Source organism: Bdellovibrio sp. GT3 (assembly GCF_037996765.1).
Taxonomy (GTDB): Bacteria; Bdellovibrionota; Bdellovibrionia; order Bdellovibrionales; family Bdellovibrionaceae; genus Bdellovibrio.
The window spans coordinates 572,513-592,972 of the sequence record NZ_JBBNAD010000005.1 but is presented as its reverse complement, the minus strand read 5'-3'; the positions used below and the strand labels follow the sequence as shown (position 1 = coordinate 592,972).

Genomic DNA, 20,460 nt, shown 5'->3' with positions numbered 1-20,460 from the left:
AGGTCTCGGCAATAATTGCCTAGTGGTTCCCCAGTTCCAAAATGGTACCAATCGCAAAGTTAGGATTTTATTTGTTTTTATTTGAGGTCAAAAACCTAGACCTAAGTCCTGTGTTTATAGGTTATTTAACCAGTCTTTGGTCTTGTAGGACGAGTTGTTTTCTCGTCGGCAAAACCAAAACTCATCTGCTCTGGCATCTTAAACTGCACAATTTTCTCGGGATGTTGGGCAATTTCGCGCTTTTCAGACGGAGTAACAACGTTCACGCCTTCAGAGACCTTTATTAAATGCTTTATAAAGGCTTCTTTCACGCTATCTGGTGCGTTTTTGTTAAAACCCAATTCTGCCATAAGTTGATCAATCTTCTTCATAAGCCCATTCCTTGGTCTAGATTTCGGAAGTTTGATGTTCGAGCTTTAGGGGAAATTCATAGATGAAGGTCTAGGATGCGTCTCTCATTGAGATCGACCGATGATGCAGAATTTAAAGGTTAAAAATAAATACAAAAAAAGGGGCTCGGAAAACCGAACCCCTTGGAATCACGAACAAAAATTTAAACTGATGCGAATGTCAGCCTATCCTGCGCCGCCGTCTTTATGCTTAGGTCTTTGAGTTAAAACAGCACCCAAGTATTGACGATTCATGCGGGAGATATTGGTCAGCTGAATTTCTTTCGGGCATGCAGCTTCGCAAGCACCTGTAGTTGTACAAGCACCGAAACCCTCAGAGTCCATGGCTGCAACCATGCGAAGAGCGCGCTCATCTTTCTCAACAGCACCTTGCGGAAGCAAAGCCATGTGAGAAATTTTAGCTGAAGTAAACAATGCTGCGGAAGCATTCTTACAAGCTGCCACGCAAGCACCGCAACCGATACAAGTCGCTGAGCTCATTGCTTCGTCAGAGTCTGCTTTCGGAATCAGGATTGCATTCGCATCCTGGGGATTTCCCGTGTTTTGAGAAATATAACCACCGGAAGAAATGATACGGTCAAACGCAGAACGGTCGACCATCAAGTCCTTGATCACCGGGAAGGAGTTTGCTCTGAACGGCTCAATCGTCAATGTATCGCCGTCTTCGTAGTTACGCATGTGCAGTTGGCAAACTGTTGTTGCCTTCAACTTACCATGAGCTTCGCCATCGATAACAAAACCACAAGTACCACAAATACCCTCACGGCAGTCATGGTCAAACGCGATAGGCTCTTCGCCTTTCGCTACGATTTCTTCATTCACAGCATCCAGCATCTCAAGGAAAGAAGCATGTTCAGACACATTTTTCGCAGGATACTCAACAAAAGAACCTGAATCTTTAGGTCCTTTTTGTCTCCAAACTTTCAAAGTCAGATTGATATTTTTACCACTCATTTTCAGCCTCTTATTTATAGCTACGAGTTGCTAGGTGAACGTTATCAAAAACAAGCTCTTCTTTGTGGCGAACTGATGCTTTGTTTTCACCAGTGTATTCCCACGCGGCCACGTGACAGAATTTTTCATCATCACGTTTCGCTTCACCCTTGTCTTGATACTCTTCACGGAAATGACCACCACAAGACTCTTGGCGCTCCAAAGCATCACGGCACATCAACTCACCAAGCTCCAAGAAGTCAGCCACGCGGCCGGCCTTTTCAAGCTCAACGTTAAGATAGTTTGGATCTCCTGGAATACGCACGTTTTGCCAGAATTCCTCGCGAAGTTTTGGGATCTCCTGAATGGCCTTTTTAAGACCAGCTTCGTTACGACCCATGCCGCAGTTTTCCCACATGATGTTACCAAGCTCTTTATGGAAGCTGTCGACGGTGCGATTGCCCTTAATGCCAATTAGAGTGCTGATTTCTTTTCTTACACCATCAGCTGCTGCTTTAAAGGCGTCATCAGAAGTCGTAACCTTATCAAGTTTTGTTCCACCCAGATAGTTGCCGATTGTGTACGGAAGAACAAAGTATCCGTCAGCCAAACCTTGCATCAATGCAGATGCACCCAAACGGTTCGCACCATGGTCAGAGAAGTTTGCTTCCCCAGCCACGAACAAGCCTGGAATTGTTGATTGAAGATTGTAGTCAACCCACAAGCCACCCATTGTGTAGTGAGGTGCCGGATAGATTTTCATTGGGCGTTTATAAGGATTTTCGCCGGTAATTTTGTCGTACATTTCAAACAAATTGCCGTAACGTTCTGAAATTTTATCTTCACCCAGACGCTTGATAGCGTCAGCGAAATCCAAGTAAACAGCTTTGCCGGATTCATTCACACCACGGCCTTCATCGCATGCATATTTTGCCTGACGAGAAGCCACGTCACGAGGAGCCAAGTTACCGAAAGACGGGTAAACGCGCTCCAAGTAATAGTCACGTTCGTTTTCAGGGATGTCATTTGGATGACGTTTATCACCAACCGCTTTAGGAACCCAAACGCGACCGTCATTACGCAAAGACTCAGACATCAAAGTCAATTTAGACTGATTCTCTCCGTGAACTGGGATGCAGGTTGGATGGATTTGTGTGTAGCAAGGATTCGCAAAGTAAGCCCCACGTTTGTGGGCTTTCCATGCCGCCGTCACTGCACAGTTCATCGCATTTGTGGAAAGGAAGAATACGTTGGAATAACCACCGGAAGCGATAACGACCGCATCCGCTTCGTGAGATTCAATTTCACCTGTCAAAAGATTGCGAACGATGATACCGCGAGCTTTGCCATCAACGATAACCACGTCCAACATCTCACGACGATAACGAAGCTCCACTGTGCCAGCATCAACCTGTCTCATCATTTGCGAGTATGCACCCAACAAAAGCTGCTGGCCGGTTTGACCACGGGCATAGAACGTACGGGAAACCTGCGCACCACCGAAAGAACGGTTGGCAAGCGTACCGCCGTATTCACGGGCAAAAGGAACACCCTGAGAAACCATTTGATCGATGATGCTCGCAGACACCTCAGCCAGACGGTAAACGTTGGCTTCGCGGGCACGGAAGTCACCGCCCTTAACTGTGTCGTAGAAAAGACGGTAAGTGGAGTCACCATCATTTTGATAGTTTTTTGCAGCATTGATACCGCCTTGAGCGGCAACGGAATGGGCGCGGCGAGGGGACTCATGCACACAGAATGCTTTTACTTTATAACCAAGTTCACCCAAAGAAGCAGCGGCGGATGCGCCGGCAAGACCGGTACCCACAACGATAACGGAGTGCTTTCTTTTATTGGCTGGATTTACAAGTTTGTTTTCAAACTTTGCTTTTTCCCATTTGCCTTCAATTGGACCACTTGGAATTTTGCTGTCTAAGATATTAGCCATGATTGTGTGCTCCTTAGCGCATTAGGAAAAGGTAAAGAGGTTGAGAGATAAAGCCCAGAGCCACGATAATACCGTAGCCGATGCTTAGCTTTGCCCAAAGACTGCGGTAAGTGCCTTCCATCAATCCCAGAGACTGGAATGTGGAGCCCACACCGTGTTTCAAATGGAAACCCAAAAGAACCAACGCAACCACATACCAAACCACGTAACCAGGTTGCTGGAATACTTCTTCCATCAGCTTGGCCAGATCGCGCATTGGCGTCCCGTTAACGTTAGTTTCGTAGTAGTGGCCGTATTTGAAAGTGATCAAATGAAGAATCACAAAAACCAGAATCAACGAACCCTGAATGGCCATTGTTCTGGATGCCAGGGAAACTTTCTTCGTGCCTTTGGCAGCAACAGCATAGCGTTGGCCTTTTGCTTCGCGATTGTTTTTAGTCAGTGAAATCGCCATCGTCACGTGAGTGATCAGCGCCAGCACCAACACCAATTCCGCAACGTAGATCAATTTTCCGCTAGTTAGCGCATGTCCGTAGGCATTGTAAGCATCGTGACTTACGAAAATAAGCATATTTCCGGCCATATGAGCCAGCACGAAGCCCGCCCACACAAGTCCAGTAATACCCATTAAGTATTTCTTCCCGACAGTCGTTCCGAGAAATGAAAACATGGTATGAAACCCCTTGTAATTTAGCTTTAGATTCTCATTAAGTTTTTAATTAACTTACTCCTCGGGGGTTTGATTTGTCCATGACCCCTGTCATGTTTCGCAACATGTTAGACTTTGAGGATTTAGTTTTGCCTCTGAAATCATCTGCGATAGAACTGGTCACCTAAAAACGGGGTAAAACATGAAGATTTTTGTGTGCATCAAACAGGTGCCAGACACTGAAACTAAAATTAAAATCTCTCCCGACCAGACCGGTATCGATACGGCGGGGATTAAATGGGTTATGAACCCTTATGACGAATATGCAGTCGAAGAAGCCAACAAGCTTCGCGATGCAAATCCAGGCTCTCAAGTTTGGGTTTTGAGCGCTGGCCCGAAAGCTCGCGTAGTGGAATCCTTGCGTACCGCTCTTGCTATGGGTGCTGACGAAGCTATCGTAATCAACGGCGAAGGTCTGGATAACTTCTCAACTGCAAAAGCACTTGCTGAAGTGATCAAAGCTGAGGGCGGAATGAAAATCATTTTCACCGGCAAGCTTGCAATCGACGACAACGCCTCTTCAGTAAGCCAGATGATGGCTGAATTCCTAAACGTTCCACACACAACAGTGGTTTCCAAGTTCGCATTCAATGGCGAAAATGTAACCGTTGAGCGTGACGTAGAAGGTGGCGCTAAGGAAGTTGTGCAAATGATGACTCCGGCAGTTGTTGGCGCAAACAAAGGCTTGAACATGCCTCGTTACGCTTCTTTGCCAGGCATCATGAAAGCCAAAAAGAAAGTGATCAAAGAGATCGAGTTCTCCTCCTTGAACATTCCTGCGTCTGATATCAAAGTAAAATACTCTGGCATGACTCTTCCGGCTGATAAACCGGCGGTAAAAATGCTTTCTGGCGATTCTTCTGCACAAGCAGCAGAACTGGTTAAACTTCTTCGCGATGAAGCGAAGGTTCTGTAGGAGTTGGCAATGGGTAAAGTATTAGTATTTGCTGAGCAAACAAACGGTAAACTTAAACGCAGCTCCATGGAGCTTTTGCAAGCCGCTGCCAAATCCGGCAACACTGTGGTTGCTGTGACTTTCGGTTCTCACGCAGGTGATGTAACTGCAGCTATCGGCCACAACGGCGCTTCTGAAGTGCATGTTGTTAAAGATGCTTCTTTGGATTCTTACAATCCAGAATCATACACTGCAAACATGGTTGCGATCGTTAACAAAGTTCAACCTTCCATCATCTTGTCTTCCGCTTCTTCAACAGGTAAAGACTTGTTCCCACGTGTTGCAGCTCGCTTGAACACAGGTGTTGCAAGTGATTGCACTCAGTTGACAATCTCTGGCGACAACGTCACTGCTGTTAAACCAATGTACTCTGGTAAAGCATTTGCGACTGTTAACTTTGAAAACAGCCCGATCAAAATCGTTTTGATGCGCGCAAATCAAATGCCAGTTGACGCTGCTGACACATCTAAAACTGCAAATGTGGTTGAACATGCAAATGCGGCAACGGATTTGAAAACATTGATCAAAGAGATCGTGAAAGGTGCTTCTGAGAAATTGGATTTGACTGAAGCAAACATCATCGTTTCCGGTGGTCGTGGTTTGAAAGAAGCAGCAAACTTTAAAGTTTTGAACGATCTTGCTGACGTATTGGGTGCAACTGTTGGTGCTACTCGTGCGGTAGTGGACGCTGGTTGGGTAGGACACGGTATGCAAGTTGGTCAAACTGGTAAAACGGTTGCTCCATCCTTGTACATCGCTGTCGGTATCTCTGGTGCGATTCAACATTTGGCAGGTATGGGTTCATCTAAAGTTATCGTTGCAATCAACAACGATGCAAACGCTCCAATCTTCCAAAAAGCAACTTACGGTATCGTAGGTGACGCTTTGGAAATCGTTCCAAAATTGACTGAAGAGTTCAAAAAGGCTCTTCACCACTAATCGTGTTTAGGAAATACATACTTCCTATCATCGTGTTTGTATTTTATCGAACCCTCTCATGGACGTGGAGGGTTCGTCTTTCTGAGCCTGAATCTCTTAAGAATTCCCTGAAAAACAGAAATCCTGTCGTTCTTGCCCACTGGCATGGAGACGAACTGGCATTGCTTTCGATTGTTAAGCGCTATCGAATTGCCACAATTGCCTCTCAATCCAAAGACGGTGAACTTATGGCCACCGTCCTAAAGTGGATGGGTGCAAAAACCAGCCGTGGATCCTCTTCACGCGGCAGTGTGCAAGCCCTGAAAGGTCTGTTGCGTTTAGTAAAAGACGGGGGAAATTGCAGCTTTGCAGTGGATGGACCAAAGGGTCCGTTACACAAAGTGAAGCCCGGTGTTTTTGAACTATCACGCATGATTCATGGGCCAATTTATGCAGCTGGCGTTTATGTCGATCGCGCCATTCACTTCCCAAAATCCTGGAACAAAACCTTTCTGCCAAAACCATTTGCAAAGGTAGTTATAGTTTGGAGTGAGAGTCTTCCTCCTGTGACTAAAGAGCAGGATCCCAGAAACCCAGACCTTGCTCTAGAGTTAGAGTCCCTTTTACACCGTACACGCCAGCAAGCGGCTAATTTCATTGCGGATAATAAAACCTAGTGCTAGCGTTTTAACATAGTTTGTATTCAACTTTTTAAAGGGACTTTTAAAGTATGAAATTAGTTATTAGCATCTTGATGCTCATCGCGGCACCCGCGTTCGCGCAAAAATCTTCTGACGTGTTGGCTCAAGTGGGTAAAAAAACAATCACCCTGGACGAGTTCAACAAGAAGTACAATGACATTAAGTCTAAAACTTCAAACCCTCCAACTAAAGACCTTTTCCTTGAAGACATGGTTCGCTACGAAGTGGGCTTGCAGGAAGCTGAAAAGCGCAATCTGGAAAAAGACCCAATTGTTCAGGAACAATTGCGCCAGGCTATGTATAAAGCACTTCTTGAAAAAGAATTGGGCCCAAAAATCCAAAAGATCACGATCTCTGACAAAGAAATGCAAGACTGGTATAAAACCAATCCTGAAATCCGCACAAGCAACATCCTGATTGAGTTTAAACAGGGTGCAACTCCGGCGCAAATCGCGGAAGCTCGCAAGCGTGCTGATGAAATCTACGCTGAAGTGAAAAAATCAAAGCGTCCGTTTGAAGAGCTGGTTAAGCTTTATTCTGACGACGCGATTTCCAAGCAAGCGGGTGGTGACATCGGCTGGCAGTCTCGTGTTACAATCGTTCCAGCATACTATGAAGCGGCAATCGGCATGAAGGTCGGTGAAATTAACGGGCTCATCGAATCTCCATATGGATTCCACATCATTAAGCTAACGGGTCGTCGCAGCTTTGAAAACGCGGATAAACGCCAAATCAGAGCGGCAGTATACGATGAGAAAAGAAAAGTGATCTTTAATGAGTACTTTGAGAAGTTGAAAAAATCCTACTCCATTAAAGAAAACAAAAACCTTATCAAATAAGGAAATACTCTAATGAAATTCCTAAAGAGCCCCGTTAAAGCGGGGCTTTTTATTTTAACAAGTGTGTTTTTGGCAGGTTGCCCATCCAATTACCAGAAGGTTTCCAAGAAACCTGTTCAGAAGGTAAATGAGCACGTATTAACCGCCAAAGAGTTCGCCAATCAACTGGCTAGAAAACTTAAAAACTTTGATGCGCTTGCCGCCAAAGACCCCAATAACGTCCAAAGAATCAAAGAAGACATCTTACGCGACTTCCTGGTTAAAAGCTTAACCTTGGATTGGGCACGCGCTCAGAAAATCGTCGTGTCAGAAAACACTCTTGATGCCGAAGTGGATAAATTGCGCGCCAACTATCCAGATGACCTTGCATTTCGTCGCGCACTGGCTCAAGAGAATTTATCTTTTGCGGAATGGCGCGAGGACTTACGCTACAGCCTGATCGAGCGTGAGGTTTTCAAAAAAATCAATGAGAAGGCCAAGCCCATCGCCGAAGACGAGATCAAACGCTATTACGATGATCACAAGGATATGTATAAACGCAAAGAGCGCATTTATATCCGTCAGATCGTCGTTGATGAAGAAGCCAAAGCAGATGCCATTAAAACAGATTTGAAAACTAAAGATTTTGCTGAACTTGCCAAGAAGTTCTCCATTACGCCAGAGGCAAAGTCCGGCGGCGTGGTTGGTTGGATTGAAAAAGGCACTGTGGACTACTTTGACCGCCTGTTTACAAACTCTGCCGGTACTCAAACCATCAAAAGCCCCTTCGGTATTCATCTGATTCGTGTAGAAAAAAAGGCTCCGGCCTCCACTTTAACGCTCGAAGAAGTACGTCCGCAAATTACTCGGGCTCTTAAAGCACAACGCGAGCAGGCAGAATACGTCGCATGGCTTGATGCTCAGCTCAGAAGTAGTAAAGTCCTAAAGGATCACGAATTGATGAACTCCATTTCCGTAGATACCCGAGGGGATAATGATTAGTTTGCTTTTTTCTTTATTAGTCGCAGCTCCAGTTAAGGCCGAAGTCATTGAAAAAACTTTGGCTGTCGTGAACAACGAAATCATCCTTGAGTCTGACCTTAAGGAATTACAAAGTCGAATTTCCAAACCTGGTATGGTGGATGATGCTTTGTTGGATGGCAAATCTGTCGACGAATTGAAAAAAGATAGAAAAGCACAAATGGACTACTTGATTAACGAGAAGATTATTTTCTCCGAAATCAAACGTCTGAATTTGTCCGTAACCAATGCCCGCGTTGAACAAGACTTCAAAGAAATGGCCAAAAGAAACAACGTAAGCGAAGCAGAGCTTGGAAACATCCTTAAAGGCCAGGGCGTTGATGTTAATGAGTACAAGGTTTTCCTGAAAGACAAGATTGAGAAATCAAACCTGATGGATACAGAGATCATTTCCAAGCTTCGCATCTCGGATGAAGACGCTTTAAATGAATATCTGAAGTCCAATCCGAAGAACAAGCCTTCAATAGATGAGTTCTCGGTATCTCACATCTTCTTTAACCCTAAAAAGGGTGGGGCAGAGGCCGCTTTCAAACGCGCCGAAAATGTTCTTTCCAAATTGCGCTCCGGTGAAAACTTCGAAACCCTGGCGCAGCAGTTTAGTGAAGATCCAAATTTCTCCTCCGGTGGTGCACTTGGCACATTCAAGTCCGGCGAATTCATGCCCGAGGTTGAAGAAGCGATTGCTGGCCTGACTGTTGGTGAAACCACTGGTGTTATCAAATCACGCATGGGTTATCACATTGCCAAACTTACCGGCCGTAAGCTGACTTCTGATCCAAATTTTGAAAAACAAAAGGATCGCATCAAGGCTCAATTGATGGAAACCAGCTTCAAACGTCAGTTGCGCTTGTGGTTGCAAAACAAACGCGACGACGCCTTTATCAGAATCAATGAGTAGAATTCGAATTGCGCTTACCACTGGGGATGATGACGGCGTTGGCTTCGAAGTTACCGCAAAGGCACTTCATAAGCTGGGCCCTCTGAAAGACATCCAATTCATCATGTGGAGGAACGACAACGCCTCCACCAAATATCTGAAGTTAATTGATCAAAAGTTTAAACGCATCGTAGTCGACACCATCGAAGAAGCCCTGAAAATCGAAGGTCCTTATCTTGTAGATATTTGCTCGGATTTAACCCCGGCACACTGGGTGGACCTGACAGCTAAAGCCTGCATGAAAAACCAACTGCAGGGCATGGCAACGGGTCCACTTTCAAAGACTCTGATTAAGGATGCTGGATTTAAGGATCTTGGGCACACCGATATTCTAAAACGCATTTCAAAAACAAAAACCGTCCATATGGGTTTTGCGGGTAGCGAGTTCAATGTGGTTTTGGCGACGGGGCATTTGCCTGTTTCTCAGATTACAAAACACATAAGCTTTAGCACCGTTGCAGAGGCTTTATTGAGCGCGGATACTTTACGTAAATCACTGCCGCCATCCAAGCGCGCAAAACCAATTGGAGTCTTGGGCCTTAATCCTCACTCTGGCGAGCAAGGGATGATTGGCTCTGAAGAACTCATGGTTTTCCCAAATCTACAGTCTTTTGCGGCCGAAAAAGGAATTCCATATGTGGGGCCTTTGGTTCCTGATGCCGCCTTCTTTAAGGAGAACTGGAAGAAATACTCTGTCTACCTATGCCTTTACCATGATCAGGGTTTGATTCCTTTTAAAATGATTCACGGACAAGACAGCGGCGTCCACATCAGCCTAGGCATTCCATTTGTCAGAACCAGTGTCGATCACGGAACTGCCAAGGATATTTTTGGTAAAAACAAGGCCAACCCAAACTCTATGATAGATGCAATTAAGTGGGCTGTTAATTTAGCTCGACAGCGGGCCTAGTTAGTATTAATTCTAGTCATTTCCAATACCTAGTGAGGTTATAATGTATCAACCAGTTATTTTTAGAGAATACGACATCCGCGGTGTTTACAACGGTCAGTTCGATGACAACTTCGCCTATATTCTGGCGCGCGCCTTCGTCGTTCATATGAAGAACGTAAAAAATATTTCTAATCCTACGCTGACTATCGGTCACGATGCCCGTGTAAGCTCTCCAGCCATCGTTAAAAGCATGGAAAAAGGTTTTGTTGATTCAGGAGCTAAGGTTATTCACTTGGGCCTTGTAACGAGCCCTGTGTGCTATTTCTCGACATTCACGATGAAAGTGGACGGCGCCGTTCAAGTAACTGGTTCCCACAATCCTCCTGAGTTCAACGGTTTCAAAATCTCTTTGGGCAAAACAACGATCTTTGGTGAAGAAATCCAAACTCTTCGCAAAATTATCGAAAAGGGCGAGTACATCGATGGCAAAGGCTCTGTGGAGTCTTTCGACATCCGTCCAAGCTACTACGAGCACTATAAAAAAGAATTCGGCCAACTGAAGAACGTTAAAGTCGTATTGGATTGCGGAAACGGTGCCGGTGGTTCCGTTGTTCGCGGTCTATTTGAAGCATGTGGTTTGAAGCCGACAATCATGTTCGAAGAACCAGATGGTACTTTCCCAAATCATCACCCAGATCCAACGGTTGAGGAAAACCTTGTGGATTTAGCTGCACAGGTTAAAAAAGAGGGTGCCGTTTGCGGTATCGGCTTTGACGGTGATGCTGATCGCATCGGTGTGGTCGATCATACGGGTCGCATGGTTTACGGTGACGAGTTGATGACTATCATCTCTCGCTCGATCCTTGAGACAAACAAAGGTGCAAAAATCGTAGGTGACGTTAAATGTTCTGATCGCTTGTATCACGACATCGCAGCACACGGTGGCCAACCCATCATGTGGAAAACAGGTCACTCTTTAATCAAAGAAAAAATCAAAGTTGAAAAAGCACCATTCGGTGGCGAGATGTCTGGTCACATCTTCTTTGCAGATCGCAATTACGGTTACGATGATGCTCCTTATGCAGGTCTTCGCCTGGTGGAAATCCTGGCAAAAACTGGCAAAACAATTCCACAATTGTTGGAAGGTTTGCCACCAGCATTCAACACACCTGAAATCCGCATCGACACGACTGAAGAGAAAAAAGTTTTGATCGTTGAGAAAATGAAAGAAGCTTTCAAAGGCGGCCCAGGCGCAGACTACAAAGTAGATCTAACTGACGGCATCCGCCTAAGCTTCGAAGACGGTTGGGCATTGTGCCGCTCTTCAAATACACAACCCGTATTGGTTGTGCGCTACGAAGCAACAACAGCAGCCGGCATGAAACGCATCCAAGACCGCGTTGAAGCTGTGGTTAACAAATACCTTTAAAGGTACGGCCTTACTTCCCGACGGAGACTGCGGACGTCCGCACATCCGAATCGGATGTAGAAATTACGAATACGAAAAGGGCTGGTGAAAACACCGGCCCTTTTTTTATTATTTGATCAGCGCAAGTGTTCCAACAAGATTCTCTTTCTCAAGCCCTGCTGACATCACCGCCGCAAATGAAGAAACAAGTGCAATCTCGTCTTCGAACGCCAGTATCTTTTTATACTTCATTTCAACTTTTGAATTTTTCAAATTGAATCCATAGATTTCTAGATCTTCGCCGCTACTAATAACGCCACCAATGTTTTGAATCTGTGGCTCTAAAGCTCGATTTTTGGTGAAGTAGAAAATTCGACCTTTACGTACATTTTCTTGGCCCGCAAACGAAACCGACGCACGATCATCAGCATTAATCACCGTTGTGACATGCGGACCTGCTTCGGCAAACAAGCGCAAATACGTTTTTTCCATTTCTTCAGAATGAATACTGACGCTTTTAATCACAATCACATCCGCATTAATTCTTAGAACATCTTCTTGTTCCAGGTACTTTTCAGGTAGAATCAAAATATATGGTTTTGCCTCTGGCAACTCCATACCAGCCGACCACATTAAGATCGGCACATCCTGGCCAGCACTTTTAAAATGTTCATGCACGAAATGCGCAGTTTTTTCCAACCCATCGCAACCTGTAATCAGAATCGAAACTTTACCGTAGTAACTCATGATCGCTCTCCTTTGTTCCGCCTCAAGCGGTTCTTGTTTCTTTTGTAAAGAGGAGAGGATGCATTCGATCTGTTCTTTTTGGGATTTTAGAAGTTCTGCCTGTTGGGAAATATCTTTTAGGCGTACATGCATTGAAGTCGCAAGTTTATCGGAATCTAAAGACTCGTCGGCCTCAAGAAGGGCTTTGATTTCCGCCAATGTGAAACCCAAATCTTTGAATTCCTTTAGACGGCGAGCAAGATCCAATTGTGTTTCATCGTAATAGCGATAGCCATTTTCCCCACGCACATGGGATTTCAACAAACCCATGTCTTCGTAAAGACGTAATGCCTTTGCCGATACGCCAATCGAATTCGCAAATTGTCCAATGGTAAGCCAGTTCTTCATCCTAACCTCAGGTTATTTATCGAGGTTGTCCCAAGGGCAAGGTAAATAGGAAATTTTGGATTTATATTAACTGCGGACGACCGCACACCCGTAGCGGGTGTAAATGCTGGGATTAAGGTAGACCGTACCTTGGAGAAAGTGTGTCCCTGTACAAAATAAAAAAGGCCGGGACGAACCCAGCCTTTTTATAATCATTTCTGATCTTTTTAATTACTGCGCTTAGAAGCGCCGTTAATTAAGAAAGTTTCAAAGCGATGATCAACGCGTAGATAACTAGAGACTCGATAAGAGCTAGACCCAAGATCATTGGGATCAAAAGCTTACCAGAAGCCGCTGGGTTACGAGCGATACCATCAAGAGCTGTAGCAGCAGTTTTACCTTGAGCCATAGCACCACCGAATACCGCGATAGCGATAGTCAATGCAGCAGCGATAGCCATCAAACCTTTGTCACCGAAACCAGTTGTAGAAGCAACTGGAGCAGCAGCAACAGCTGCCTCTTGTGCAAATGCAGATACGGAAGCCAAAGTAGCAACTAGTGCAACGATCATTTTTTTCATGTGTTTCTCCTTTAGAGAACGGTTAAATATTTGCCTTTTAGTGGTCGTGTGCAATCGCGAATGCTACGTAAACCATTGAAAGCAAAGTAAATACAAAAGCCTGAACAAAGCATACGAACAATCCCATGATATAGAATGGAATTGGTACACCGATTGGTACTAGATCCAAGAATACAGATAGTACCGTATGGTCACCCATCATTACGTTAGCAAGACGAAGACCCAATGAGAATGGACGAACCAAGTGGGATACGATTTCGATTACGAACATCAACGGAGCCAGGAAGATAACCGGACCCATGAAGTGTTTTAGGTAAGCGATAGGACCGTTTTCTTTCACACCTTGGAAGTTATAGAACAAGAACATCAAGATACCGAAACCGAAAGTCGTATTGATGTTTTCAGTCGCCGGAGTCATGCCCGGGATCATACCGATCAAATTGTTGAATACGATGAAGAAGAATACAGAAGTGAAGAACGGAACATAGTGTTTGCCATGTTCACCGATAACCATGTCAGCCAATCCCGACATCATTTCAGTAAGCATTTCAAAGATTCCGCGAACAGAAAATTTATCCGCAGGAAGAACAGCCGTTTCACCTTTACCCAAAGATGCACGAGCCATCAAACCAACACCGATAGTTGCTACTGTTGCTACTGCTAAAGTTGCAACGTGATAATATTCAAGGCCTACACCTGGAATAAGTTGTGTCCAGTTAAACGGGTGGTGTGCTCCTGCCGCCATCTTCTTTTTCCTCTCTCAAAGCTTCACTGATCGCATAATAGATTGCTGAAACAATAAAGCTAGCAACACCCATGGCAAACGCAATTGATGAAAACCAATCGAGTTTGGTCAGAGTGAAGATAATAATGCCTAAAATCGCGTACTTAAATACAATAAGGGAGACTCCTAGGGCAACCAATTTCTTTTGGAAGATCAGCCCGTACCCCAATCCCATCAAGGCAAAGCTCATTAGGATAGTTAGGGAGCCCCAAAGGTATGAATCCGCATGATTAGGTGCGGCAAAAAACAGTGTGGCTAGGTAGCCAAGGACCGTTATAAAGAGCTGACAAATTAAAACTCTAATCATTTACCTGGGTTCTTTTTCGCGTTTTCTTTTTCTTCCAGGGCTTCCATGCGCTTTAAAAGCCAAATAACCCGAACCAGCCAACCCACCAGGGCGGCTAAGCTTAAACCAACGAAAGCCATTCCCTTGGTTTGATATTTGGTATCCAGAAGTTCGCCCAAGTAAAAACATCCGATAATCAACCCGACAAGTTCGAAGCCAATGGATGCAAATATTATATACTTTCTCATTACTTCCTAAAGCCTTTCGCACCCGGGGCATTTTTCATGCGCTCTTGAAGACGCTTAATACGAAGCTCAATATACTCAGGCGGGCTGTATTTACCACGATAGTCTTCAAGAACTTTGATCGCTTCTTTGAAATTATCATTTTCCTCATAACAGACGGCCAGAACCAAACCTACGTTTTCCTGAACTGATCTTTGAGGGTATTTGTCGATCATGCCCTTAAATATATCGATGGCCTTGATAAATTCTTTTTTGGCGACAAGGATATTCCCTTTCAGCATTAATGCCTGAAAGCGAATATTGTCGTCAGATTTCAGGCGCAACAAAGAATCGATCTCGGATTCCGCCTGAAAGAAGTTATTCATATAGTAGTTCGCACGCGCGATGCTCATTTGATATTGAGCCGCCTCCAGATCCGTGTGGGGCATCTGTTGAAGCTTACTGAATTCAACAACCGATGCCTGATAGTTCTGAAGATTATTAAAGTAGATATCAGCGATTTGTTTTTGCGATTGAACGCGTTCTTTTTCGTCTTTTGAATTCAAAACGATGAAGCGGTGATATTTGATCGTTCGCTCGTAGTCTTTCATTTCAAAAAATGAAACCCGGGCCGCTTCGCGAGCTGCTTCCATTGGATACTCAGAATTACTGTTTCTTAGAATCACGCGATCGAAGTATTCCAGGGCAACTTTATAGTTACCCTGGCTTACGTTTTTTTCGGCTATTTTATAGTCGCCACGCTCCTGGGAGGAGCAGGCGGTGAGGAGTAATAGTAAAACAACCAGAACTCCTCTGATCATGTTAGTGAGTCACGCCTTCAGGTGCAGAAGGAGCAGCCGCCTCGTCAGAGTGGTCGTCTTCAACCACCGCCAAGCCAGTTACTGTTTCGTCTTTTTCGTCGATGTTAATCAAACGAACACCCTGGGTGTTACGGCCAAGAACAGAGATGTCCGTCATTTTCATACGGATAACCTGTCCATTGTCTGTAGAAAGGATCAATTCATGCTTCTCAGAAACTTTTTTAGTACCAACAACGTTACCAACCTTGTCAGTAGTTTTCTGAGTGATGATACCTACGCCACCACGAGATTGAACGCGGTATTCGCCCACTTCTGAACGTTTACCGTAACCTTTTGAGGTTACCATCAAGATCGTGTCTGAAGTGTTCTTTTCAAGAACTTCCATCGCGACAACTACGTCATCTTTTGCAAGCGTAATAGCTTTCACGCCACGAGCTGTACGGCCCATTCCACGCACGTCGTTTTCGTTGAAACGAATCGACATACCTTCTTTGGTAGCAATGAAGATATCCGACTGACCGTCAGAAATCTTAACGGCAATAATACCGTCATCAAGATCTGTCGTAAGAGCGATAACACCCGCAGTTCTTGGATTCGCGAAAGAATCCAAAGAAGTTTTTTTGATGACACCTTTTTCAGTCAACATCACTGCAAATTTGTTTTCGTTGAACTCGTCAACCGGCAAGATCGCGCGAACGCTTTCACCAGAAGAAAGCTGAACTACATTGGCCAAAGATTTCCCTTTGGAAGTTCTGCTGCCCAGTGGAAGTTTATGAACTTTCACCCAGTACACTTTACCTTTGTCAGTGAAGACAAGAAGCATAGTTTTAGTAGAGGCAGAGAATAGATCTGTAACGTAGTCTTCCTCTTTCGTCTCCATGCCTTTCAAACCTTTACCGCCACGTTTTTGTACGCGGTATTCAGCTGTCGGCATACGCTTGATAAGACCTGTGTTTGTCACTGTCACAACCATGTCTTCGTCAGCGATAAGATCTTCGTCCTCGATATCATCAAGGCTGCCTTGCAATTGAGTGCGGCGTGGATCTGCGTAACGTTTTTTCATGTCTTCAAGTTCACCAACGATGATCTTGTAGATTTCACGAACGTCAGCCAAAACGAATTTCAACCAATCGATAGTTTTTTGAAGTTCTGCAAGTTCTTCGATGATTTTATCACGCTCTAAACCAGTCAAACGTTGCAAACGCATTTCCAGGATTGCAATTGCTTGGCGTTCAGAGAATTCAAATTTAGTCATCAAAGCTTCACGAGCCGCGTGCGCTTCTTTAGAAGCACGGATCGTTTTGATAACTTCTTCGATGTGATCCAGAGCTTTTTTCAAGCCTTCCAAGATGTGAGCACGCTCTTGGGCTTTTTTAAGTTCGAAGATACAACGTTTCGTAACAACGTCACGACGGTGATCAACGAAGGCTTCAAGCATGCCTTTCAAATCGAACGTAACCGGCTGGTTTTTCGCATCAAGCGCAAGCATGATGATACCAACGGAAACTTGCATTTGAGTGAATTTGTACAAGCGATTCAAAATAACGGAAGCGTTTTCGCCACGTTTTAGATTGATCACGATACGCATACCTTCACGAGAAGACTCGTCGCGGATATCAGAGATACCTTCGATAGCCTTATCGCGAACCAGGTCTGCGATGCTTTCAATCAGCTTCGCTTTATTAACCTGGTATGGAATTTCCGTGATGATGATATCTTCACGGTCTTTGTTCGGAGTGATTTCTGCAACGGCTTTTAGTGAAATGATACCGCGGCCTTTTTTATAAGCCTGCAAGATACCTTCACGGCCTGCGATTACACCTGCAGAAGGGAAGTCTGGTCCCTTGATGTGCACCATCAGGTCTTCAAGTTGGCAAGTAGGGTTGTTGATCAAATGGATTGTACCATCGATAACTTCACCCAAGTTGTGCGGCGGAATATTTGTCGCCATACCAACTGCGATACCTGAAGAACCATTCACCAAAAGATTTGGGAATTTTGCCGGAAGTACCAAAGGAATTTGCAAAGAGTCGTCATAGTTCGGACCGAAGGCTACTGTTTCTTTTTCAAGATCATTCAGTAGTTCTTCCGCCATCGGAGTCATACGGATCTCTGTGTAACGCATAGCTGCTGCGCTATCGCCGTCGATAGAACCGAAGTTACCCTGGCCATCTTCAAGCGGGTAGCGAAGAGAGAAATCCTGGGCCATACGAACCATAGTTTCGTATACGGCAGAGTCGCCATGCGGATGGTATTTACCGATTACGTCACCCACCACACGGGCAGATTTCAAATAAGGTCTGTTATGACGATTGTTCATCTCGCTTTGAGCGAAAAGAACACGACGATGCACGGGTTTCAAGCCATCGCGAACATCTGGTAGGGCACGACCAACGATAACTGACATCGAGTATTGAAGGTATGCTCCACGCATTTCCTTACTGATATCGACTACCGTGACGCCTTTTTCTTGATTATTGTTTTCCATATTCATTCACCAATTATTCTAAAATTAAACGTCAAGGCTACGAGCCAGTAGAGCATTTTCGTGGATAAAGTTACGACGAGGCTCAACCATTTCACCCATCAAGATCGAGAATGTTTCATCAGCCGCAACTGCGTCTTCAATTGAAACTCTCAAAAGAGTTCTGTTTTCCTTGTTCAGTGTAGTTTCCCACAACTGCTCCGGATTCATCTCTCCCAATCCTTTGTATCGTTGGATATAGATTCCTTTTTTCGTAGATTCCATAACGTGTTCGTAGAACTCATTGTAGCTTTCGAATTGAACTTCGTTTTCGCCTTCAATGATTGTTAGTGGCAACGTGCTGATGCCTTGGATTTGCGCCCAGATCTTGCGAAGCTCGATCATTTCTGAAGAACGCAAGCTATCCAGGCTGAACTTAGTTGTCATGCGATCTGCATAGCGAACCGTGTAGATATCAGCGTATGGTTTCCCAGTTGCTTCATCTTGTTTCACTTCTGCTTTGAATTCAGTGATTCCAAGTTTTGGATCCGCATTTACCCAAGATGTCATGTCAGCAAGAACAGATTTCATTTTGCCTTCATCACCCAAAGTTTTTTCAAGATCAGCAACTTTGCTTAGCATGAAATACAAAACGTCTTTGTCGTACTTTTTTGAAGATACTTTAATCAGGCTGTTCAATCTTTGAATGTTCAAAATCAACTGACGAAGTTCAGCTTCGGGCAAAGATTCTTTACCTTTGATTTTGAAATTGTTCAGACCCGAGCTCAAAAGATACTCAGTCAAAGCAGCTTCATTTTTCAGGTACGTTTCTTCTTTGCCTTTTTTCGCACGGTACAATGGTGGTTGAGCGATGTAAATATAACCACGCTCAAGAACCAACGGCATTTGGCGATAGAAGAACGTCAATAGAAGAGTCATGATGTGAGATCCGTCGACGTCGGCATCGGTCATGATAATGATTTTGTGATAACGGATTTTATCCACGTTCACGTTGTCTTTACCGATACCAGTACCAAGAGCGGAAATGATAACTTTGATCTCTTCGGAAGAAATAATTTTATCAAAACGTGCTTTTTCGACGTTTAGGATTTTACCTTTCAAAGGCAAGATCGCTTGCGTACGACGATCACGACCTTGCTTCGCGGAACCTCCCGCGGAGTCCCCTTCCACCAGGTATAGTTCGCAAAGTGCAGGGTCACGTTCCTGGCAATCCGCCATTTTACCTGGCAAAGATCCACCATCAAGAGCTGTCTTACGGCGAGTAAGATCACGCGCCTTACGAGCAGCCTCACGAGCACGCGCAGATTCCACGCACTTCATGATAACGTTTTTTGAAATAGTAGGATTGCGATCCATCCAGTCAGCTAGTTTTTCATTAACCAAAGACTCGACGATACCTTTTACTTCGGCATTACCAAGTTTGGTTTTTGTCTGACCTTCGAATTGTGGTTCGCGAACTTTTACGGAGATAACTGCTGCCAAACCTTCACGGATGTCTTCACCCTCAAGGTTGGTTTTCAAATCTTTCAAAAGATTTTTTTCAGTTGCGTAGGCATTCGTTGTACGAGTCAAAGCCGCACGGAAACCAACAAGGTGAGTACCACCTTCATGAGTATTGATGTTGTTGCAATATGTGAAAATAGATTCTGAGTAAGAATCGTTCCACTGCATTGCGATTTCAACGTCGACGTTATCTCTTTCGCCTTTGAAGTACACAACTTCGTTGTGCAAAGATTTTTTAGATTGATTCATGTACTTAACGAACTCAGCAACACCTTCCGCATATTGGAAGTCTTGTTTTTTACCTGTGCGTTCGTCAGTCAAAGAAATATGAAGACCTGCATTTAGGAATGCAAGTTCACGGAAACGATTTGCCAAAGTAGCAAAGTCGTAAGTGATAGTTTCATCTTTGAAAATTTCACGATCTGGTTTGAAAGTAACTTTCGTTCCAGTTTTTGTGGAAGCTTCGCCTTTTTCAACCGGAGCCAGGATTTTTCCTTGAGCGTAGTTTTGTCTCCAGAAGAAACCATCACGTTGAACTTCAACATTCACACGAGTGGAAAGCGCATTCACAACAGAAGCACCAACTCCGTGTAGACCACCAGAAACTTTATAACCACCACCGTCGAACTTACCGCCGGCGTGAAGTACGGTCATAACAACTTCTAGAGCTGATTTGCCAGTTTGTTTTTGAGTTGCAACAGGAATACCACGACCGTCATCTTCGACAGTGATGGATTCATCTGCATTGATTGAAACTTTGATAGTTTTGCAATATCCAGCAAGATGTTCGTCTACCGAGTTATCCACAATCTCATACACAAGATGATGATAACCTTTGAACTGAGTATCACCGATATACATACCGGGACGTTTACGAACTGCTTCGAGACCTTCAAGAACTTGAATCGAATCGGCCGAATAGGCCGCTGGTTGCTGTTGTTCTTCTGTAGACACTGGAACCCCTCATTGCTTTGCATATCCCTCGACGCTGTCG

The 20,460-nt window shown here is 44.6% G+C and carries 20 protein-coding genes; 8 read left to right on the top strand and 12 right to left on the bottom strand.

Features of this window, described 5'->3' with window-relative positions; translation table 11 throughout:
• Positions 1–125 precede the first annotated feature (125 nt).
• The 4 genes from AAAA73_RS10215 to AAAA73_RS10200 all read right to left on the bottom strand — a co-directional run bounded on the left by AAAA73_RS10215 (position 126) and on the right by AAAA73_RS10200 (position 3,961).
• Entirely contained in the window at positions 126–371 is a 246-nt protein-coding gene (locus tag AAAA73_RS10215) for a hypothetical protein (protein ID WP_340598206.1), read from the bottom strand.
• Between the two features lie 204 nt (positions 372–575).
• On the bottom strand, positions 576–1,364 hold the full coding sequence (locus AAAA73_RS10210; RefSeq protein ID WP_340598205.1) for a succinate dehydrogenase/fumarate reductase iron-sulfur subunit: 789 nt from the start codon (positions 1,362–1,364) through the stop codon (positions 576–578).
• A 10-nt stretch (positions 1,365–1,374) separates the two neighbouring features.
• Positions 1,375–3,291, bottom strand: a complete 1,917-nt coding sequence (locus AAAA73_RS10205) for a fumarate reductase/succinate dehydrogenase flavoprotein subunit (protein ID WP_340598204.1) — start codon at positions 3,289–3,291, stop codon at positions 1,375–1,377.
• A 13-nt stretch (positions 3,292–3,304) separates the two neighbouring features.
• On the bottom strand, positions 3,305–3,961 hold the full coding sequence (locus AAAA73_RS10200) for a succinate dehydrogenase cytochrome b subunit (RefSeq protein WP_340598203.1): 657 nt from the start codon (positions 3,959–3,961) through the stop codon (positions 3,305–3,307).
• 181 nt (positions 3,962–4,142) lie between these two features.
• Between AAAA73_RS10200 and AAAA73_RS10195 the strand changes: the two genes are divergently transcribed.
• The 8 genes from AAAA73_RS10195 to AAAA73_RS10160 are packed head-to-tail and all read left to right on the top strand — an operon-like array spanning position 4,143 to position 11,691.
• A complete protein-coding gene (locus AAAA73_RS10195) occupies positions 4,143–4,916 on the top strand; it encodes an electron transfer flavoprotein subunit beta/FixA family protein (protein WP_340598202.1) in 774 nt (257 codons plus the stop codon).
• A 9-nt stretch (positions 4,917–4,925) separates the two neighbouring features.
• The gene (locus AAAA73_RS10190; protein WP_340598201.1) at positions 4,926–5,894 is read left to right on the top strand and encodes an electron transfer flavoprotein subunit alpha/FixB family protein; all 969 of its coding nucleotides are present in this window, start codon (positions 4,926–4,928) and stop codon (positions 5,892–5,894) included.
• A gap of 32 nt (positions 5,895–5,926) precedes the next feature.
• Complete coding sequence (locus AAAA73_RS10185; protein ID WP_340598200.1) at positions 5,927–6,550, top strand: lysophospholipid acyltransferase family protein; 624 nt, start codon at positions 5,927–5,929, stop codon at positions 6,548–6,550.
• 53 nt (positions 6,551–6,603) lie between these two features.
• Positions 6,604–7,413: a foldase protein PrsA gene (locus tag AAAA73_RS10180; protein WP_340598199.1), complete on the top strand. Its 810-nt coding sequence runs from the start codon at positions 6,604–6,606 to the stop codon at positions 7,411–7,413.
• Between the two features lie 12 nt (positions 7,414–7,425).
• On the top strand, positions 7,426–8,394 hold the full coding sequence (locus AAAA73_RS10175) for a peptidylprolyl isomerase (RefSeq protein WP_340598198.1): 969 nt from the start codon (positions 7,426–7,428) through the stop codon (positions 8,392–8,394).
• Positions 8,387–9,331 carry a peptidylprolyl isomerase gene (locus AAAA73_RS10170; protein ID WP_340598197.1) on the top strand — a complete coding sequence of 315 codons (945 nt, stop codon included), beginning with the start codon at positions 8,387–8,389 and terminating at the stop codon, positions 9,329–9,331. Before AAAA73_RS10175 ends, AAAA73_RS10170 begins: the two co-directional genes overlap by 8 nt.
• Positions 9,324–10,280 carry a 4-hydroxythreonine-4-phosphate dehydrogenase PdxA gene (locus tag AAAA73_RS10165; protein WP_340598196.1) on the top strand — a complete coding sequence of 319 codons (957 nt, stop codon included), beginning with the start codon at positions 9,324–9,326 and terminating at the stop codon, positions 10,278–10,280. The genes AAAA73_RS10170 and AAAA73_RS10165 overlap by 8 nt, the downstream gene beginning before the upstream one ends.
• Positions 10,281–10,323: 43 nt before the next feature.
• Positions 10,324–11,691, top strand: a complete 1,368-nt coding sequence (locus AAAA73_RS10160) for a phosphomannomutase/phosphoglucomutase (RefSeq protein WP_340598195.1) — start codon at positions 10,324–10,326, stop codon at positions 11,689–11,691.
• A 108-nt stretch (positions 11,692–11,799) separates the two neighbouring features.
• Here the strand turns inward: AAAA73_RS10160 and AAAA73_RS10155 are convergent, their stop codons facing one another.
• From AAAA73_RS10155 to gyrB, 8 genes are all read right to left on the bottom strand, one after another.
• A complete protein-coding gene (locus tag AAAA73_RS10155; protein ID WP_340598194.1) occupies positions 11,800–12,804 on the bottom strand; it encodes a MerR family transcriptional regulator in 1,005 nt (334 codons plus the stop codon).
• A 235-nt stretch (positions 12,805–13,039) separates the two neighbouring features.
• Positions 13,040–13,363 (bottom strand): ATP synthase F0 subunit C, encoded by a 324-nt coding sequence (locus tag AAAA73_RS10150; protein ID WP_340598193.1) that lies wholly within the window; start codon positions 13,361–13,363, stop codon positions 13,040–13,042.
• A gap of 37 nt (positions 13,364–13,400) precedes the next feature.
• Positions 13,401–14,108: a F0F1 ATP synthase subunit A gene (gene atpB, locus AAAA73_RS10145; RefSeq protein WP_340598192.1), complete on the bottom strand. Its 708-nt coding sequence runs from the start codon at positions 14,106–14,108 to the stop codon at positions 13,401–13,403.
• Positions 14,080–14,454, bottom strand: coding sequence for a hypothetical protein (locus tag AAAA73_RS10140; RefSeq protein ID WP_340598191.1), 375 nt, complete (start codon positions 14,452–14,454; stop codon positions 14,080–14,082). Before AAAA73_RS10140 ends, atpB begins: the two co-directional genes overlap by 29 nt.
• Entirely contained in the window at positions 14,451–14,681 is a 231-nt protein-coding gene (locus AAAA73_RS10135) for an AtpZ/AtpI family protein (RefSeq protein WP_340598190.1), read from the bottom strand. Before AAAA73_RS10135 ends, AAAA73_RS10140 begins: the two co-directional genes overlap by 4 nt.
• Positions 14,681–15,478, bottom strand: a complete 798-nt coding sequence (locus AAAA73_RS10130) for a tetratricopeptide repeat protein (protein ID WP_340598189.1) — start codon at positions 15,476–15,478, stop codon at positions 14,681–14,683. The genes AAAA73_RS10135 and AAAA73_RS10130 overlap by 1 nt, the downstream gene beginning before the upstream one ends.
• A gap of 1 nt (position 15,479) precedes the next feature.
• Entirely contained in the window at positions 15,480–17,966 is a 2,487-nt protein-coding gene (gyrA, locus tag AAAA73_RS10125) for a DNA gyrase subunit A (protein ID WP_445292039.1), read from the bottom strand.
• Positions 17,967–17,990: 24 nt separating this feature from the next.
• Positions 17,991–20,420: a DNA topoisomerase (ATP-hydrolyzing) subunit B gene (gene gyrB, locus AAAA73_RS10120; protein ID WP_340598187.1), complete on the bottom strand. Its 2,430-nt coding sequence runs from the start codon at positions 20,418–20,420 to the stop codon at positions 17,991–17,993.
• Between the last annotated feature and the right edge of the window lie 40 nt (positions 20,421–20,460).

Bases quoted from the DNA above. Each gene is read 5' to 3' on its own strand.
- AAAA73_RS10135 (WP_340598190.1), bottom strand. From the start codon at position 14,681: ATGAGAAAGTATATAATATTTGCATCCATTGGCTTCGAACTTGTCGGG.
- AAAA73_RS10215 (WP_340598206.1), bottom strand. From the start codon at position 371: ATGAAGAAGATTGATCAACTTATGGCAGAATTGGGTTTTAACAAAAAC.
- AAAA73_RS10210 (WP_340598205.1), bottom strand. From the start codon at position 1,364: ATGAGTGGTAAAAATATCAATCTGACTTTGAAAGTTTGGAGACAAAAA.
- AAAA73_RS10195 (WP_340598202.1), top strand. From the start codon at position 4,143: ATGAAGATTTTTGTGTGCATCAAACAGGTGCCAGACACTGAAACTAAA.
- AAAA73_RS10130 (WP_340598189.1), bottom strand. From the start codon at position 15,478: ATGATCAGAGGAGTTCTGGTTGTTTTACTATTACTCCTCACCGCCTGC.
- AAAA73_RS10200 (WP_340598203.1), bottom strand. From the start codon at position 3,961: ATGTTTTCATTTCTCGGAACGACTGTCGGGAAGAAATACTTAATGGGT.
- AAAA73_RS10205 (WP_340598204.1), bottom strand. From the start codon at position 3,291: ATGGCTAATATCTTAGACAGCAAAATTCCAAGTGGTCCAATTGAAGGC.
- atpB (WP_340598192.1), bottom strand. From the start codon at position 14,108: ATGGCGGCAGGAGCACACCACCCGTTTAACTGGACACAACTTATTCCA.
- AAAA73_RS10165 (WP_340598196.1), top strand. From the start codon at position 9,324: ATGAGTAGAATTCGAATTGCGCTTACCACTGGGGATGATGACGGCGTT.
- AAAA73_RS10155 (WP_340598194.1), bottom strand. From the start codon at position 12,804: ATGAAGAACTGGCTTACCATTGGACAATTTGCGAATTCGATTGGCGTA.
- AAAA73_RS10170 (WP_340598197.1), top strand. From the start codon at position 8,387: ATGATTAGTTTGCTTTTTTCTTTATTAGTCGCAGCTCCAGTTAAGGCC.
- AAAA73_RS10160 (WP_340598195.1), top strand. From the start codon at position 10,324: ATGTATCAACCAGTTATTTTTAGAGAATACGACATCCGCGGTGTTTAC.
- AAAA73_RS10140 (WP_340598191.1), bottom strand. From the start codon at position 14,454: ATGATTAGAGTTTTAATTTGTCAGCTCTTTATAACGGTCCTTGGCTAC.
- AAAA73_RS10180 (WP_340598199.1), top strand. From the start codon at position 6,604: ATGAAATTAGTTATTAGCATCTTGATGCTCATCGCGGCACCCGCGTTC.
- gyrA (WP_445292039.1), bottom strand. From the start codon at position 17,966: ATGGAAAACAATAATCAAGAAAAAGGCGTCACGGTAGTCGATATCAGT.
- AAAA73_RS10175 (WP_340598198.1), top strand. From the start codon at position 7,426: ATGAAATTCCTAAAGAGCCCCGTTAAAGCGGGGCTTTTTATTTTAACA.
- AAAA73_RS10190 (WP_340598201.1), top strand. From the start codon at position 4,926: ATGGGTAAAGTATTAGTATTTGCTGAGCAAACAAACGGTAAACTTAAA.
- AAAA73_RS10150 (WP_340598193.1), bottom strand. From the start codon at position 13,363: ATGAAAAAAATGATCGTTGCACTAGTTGCTACTTTGGCTTCCGTATCT.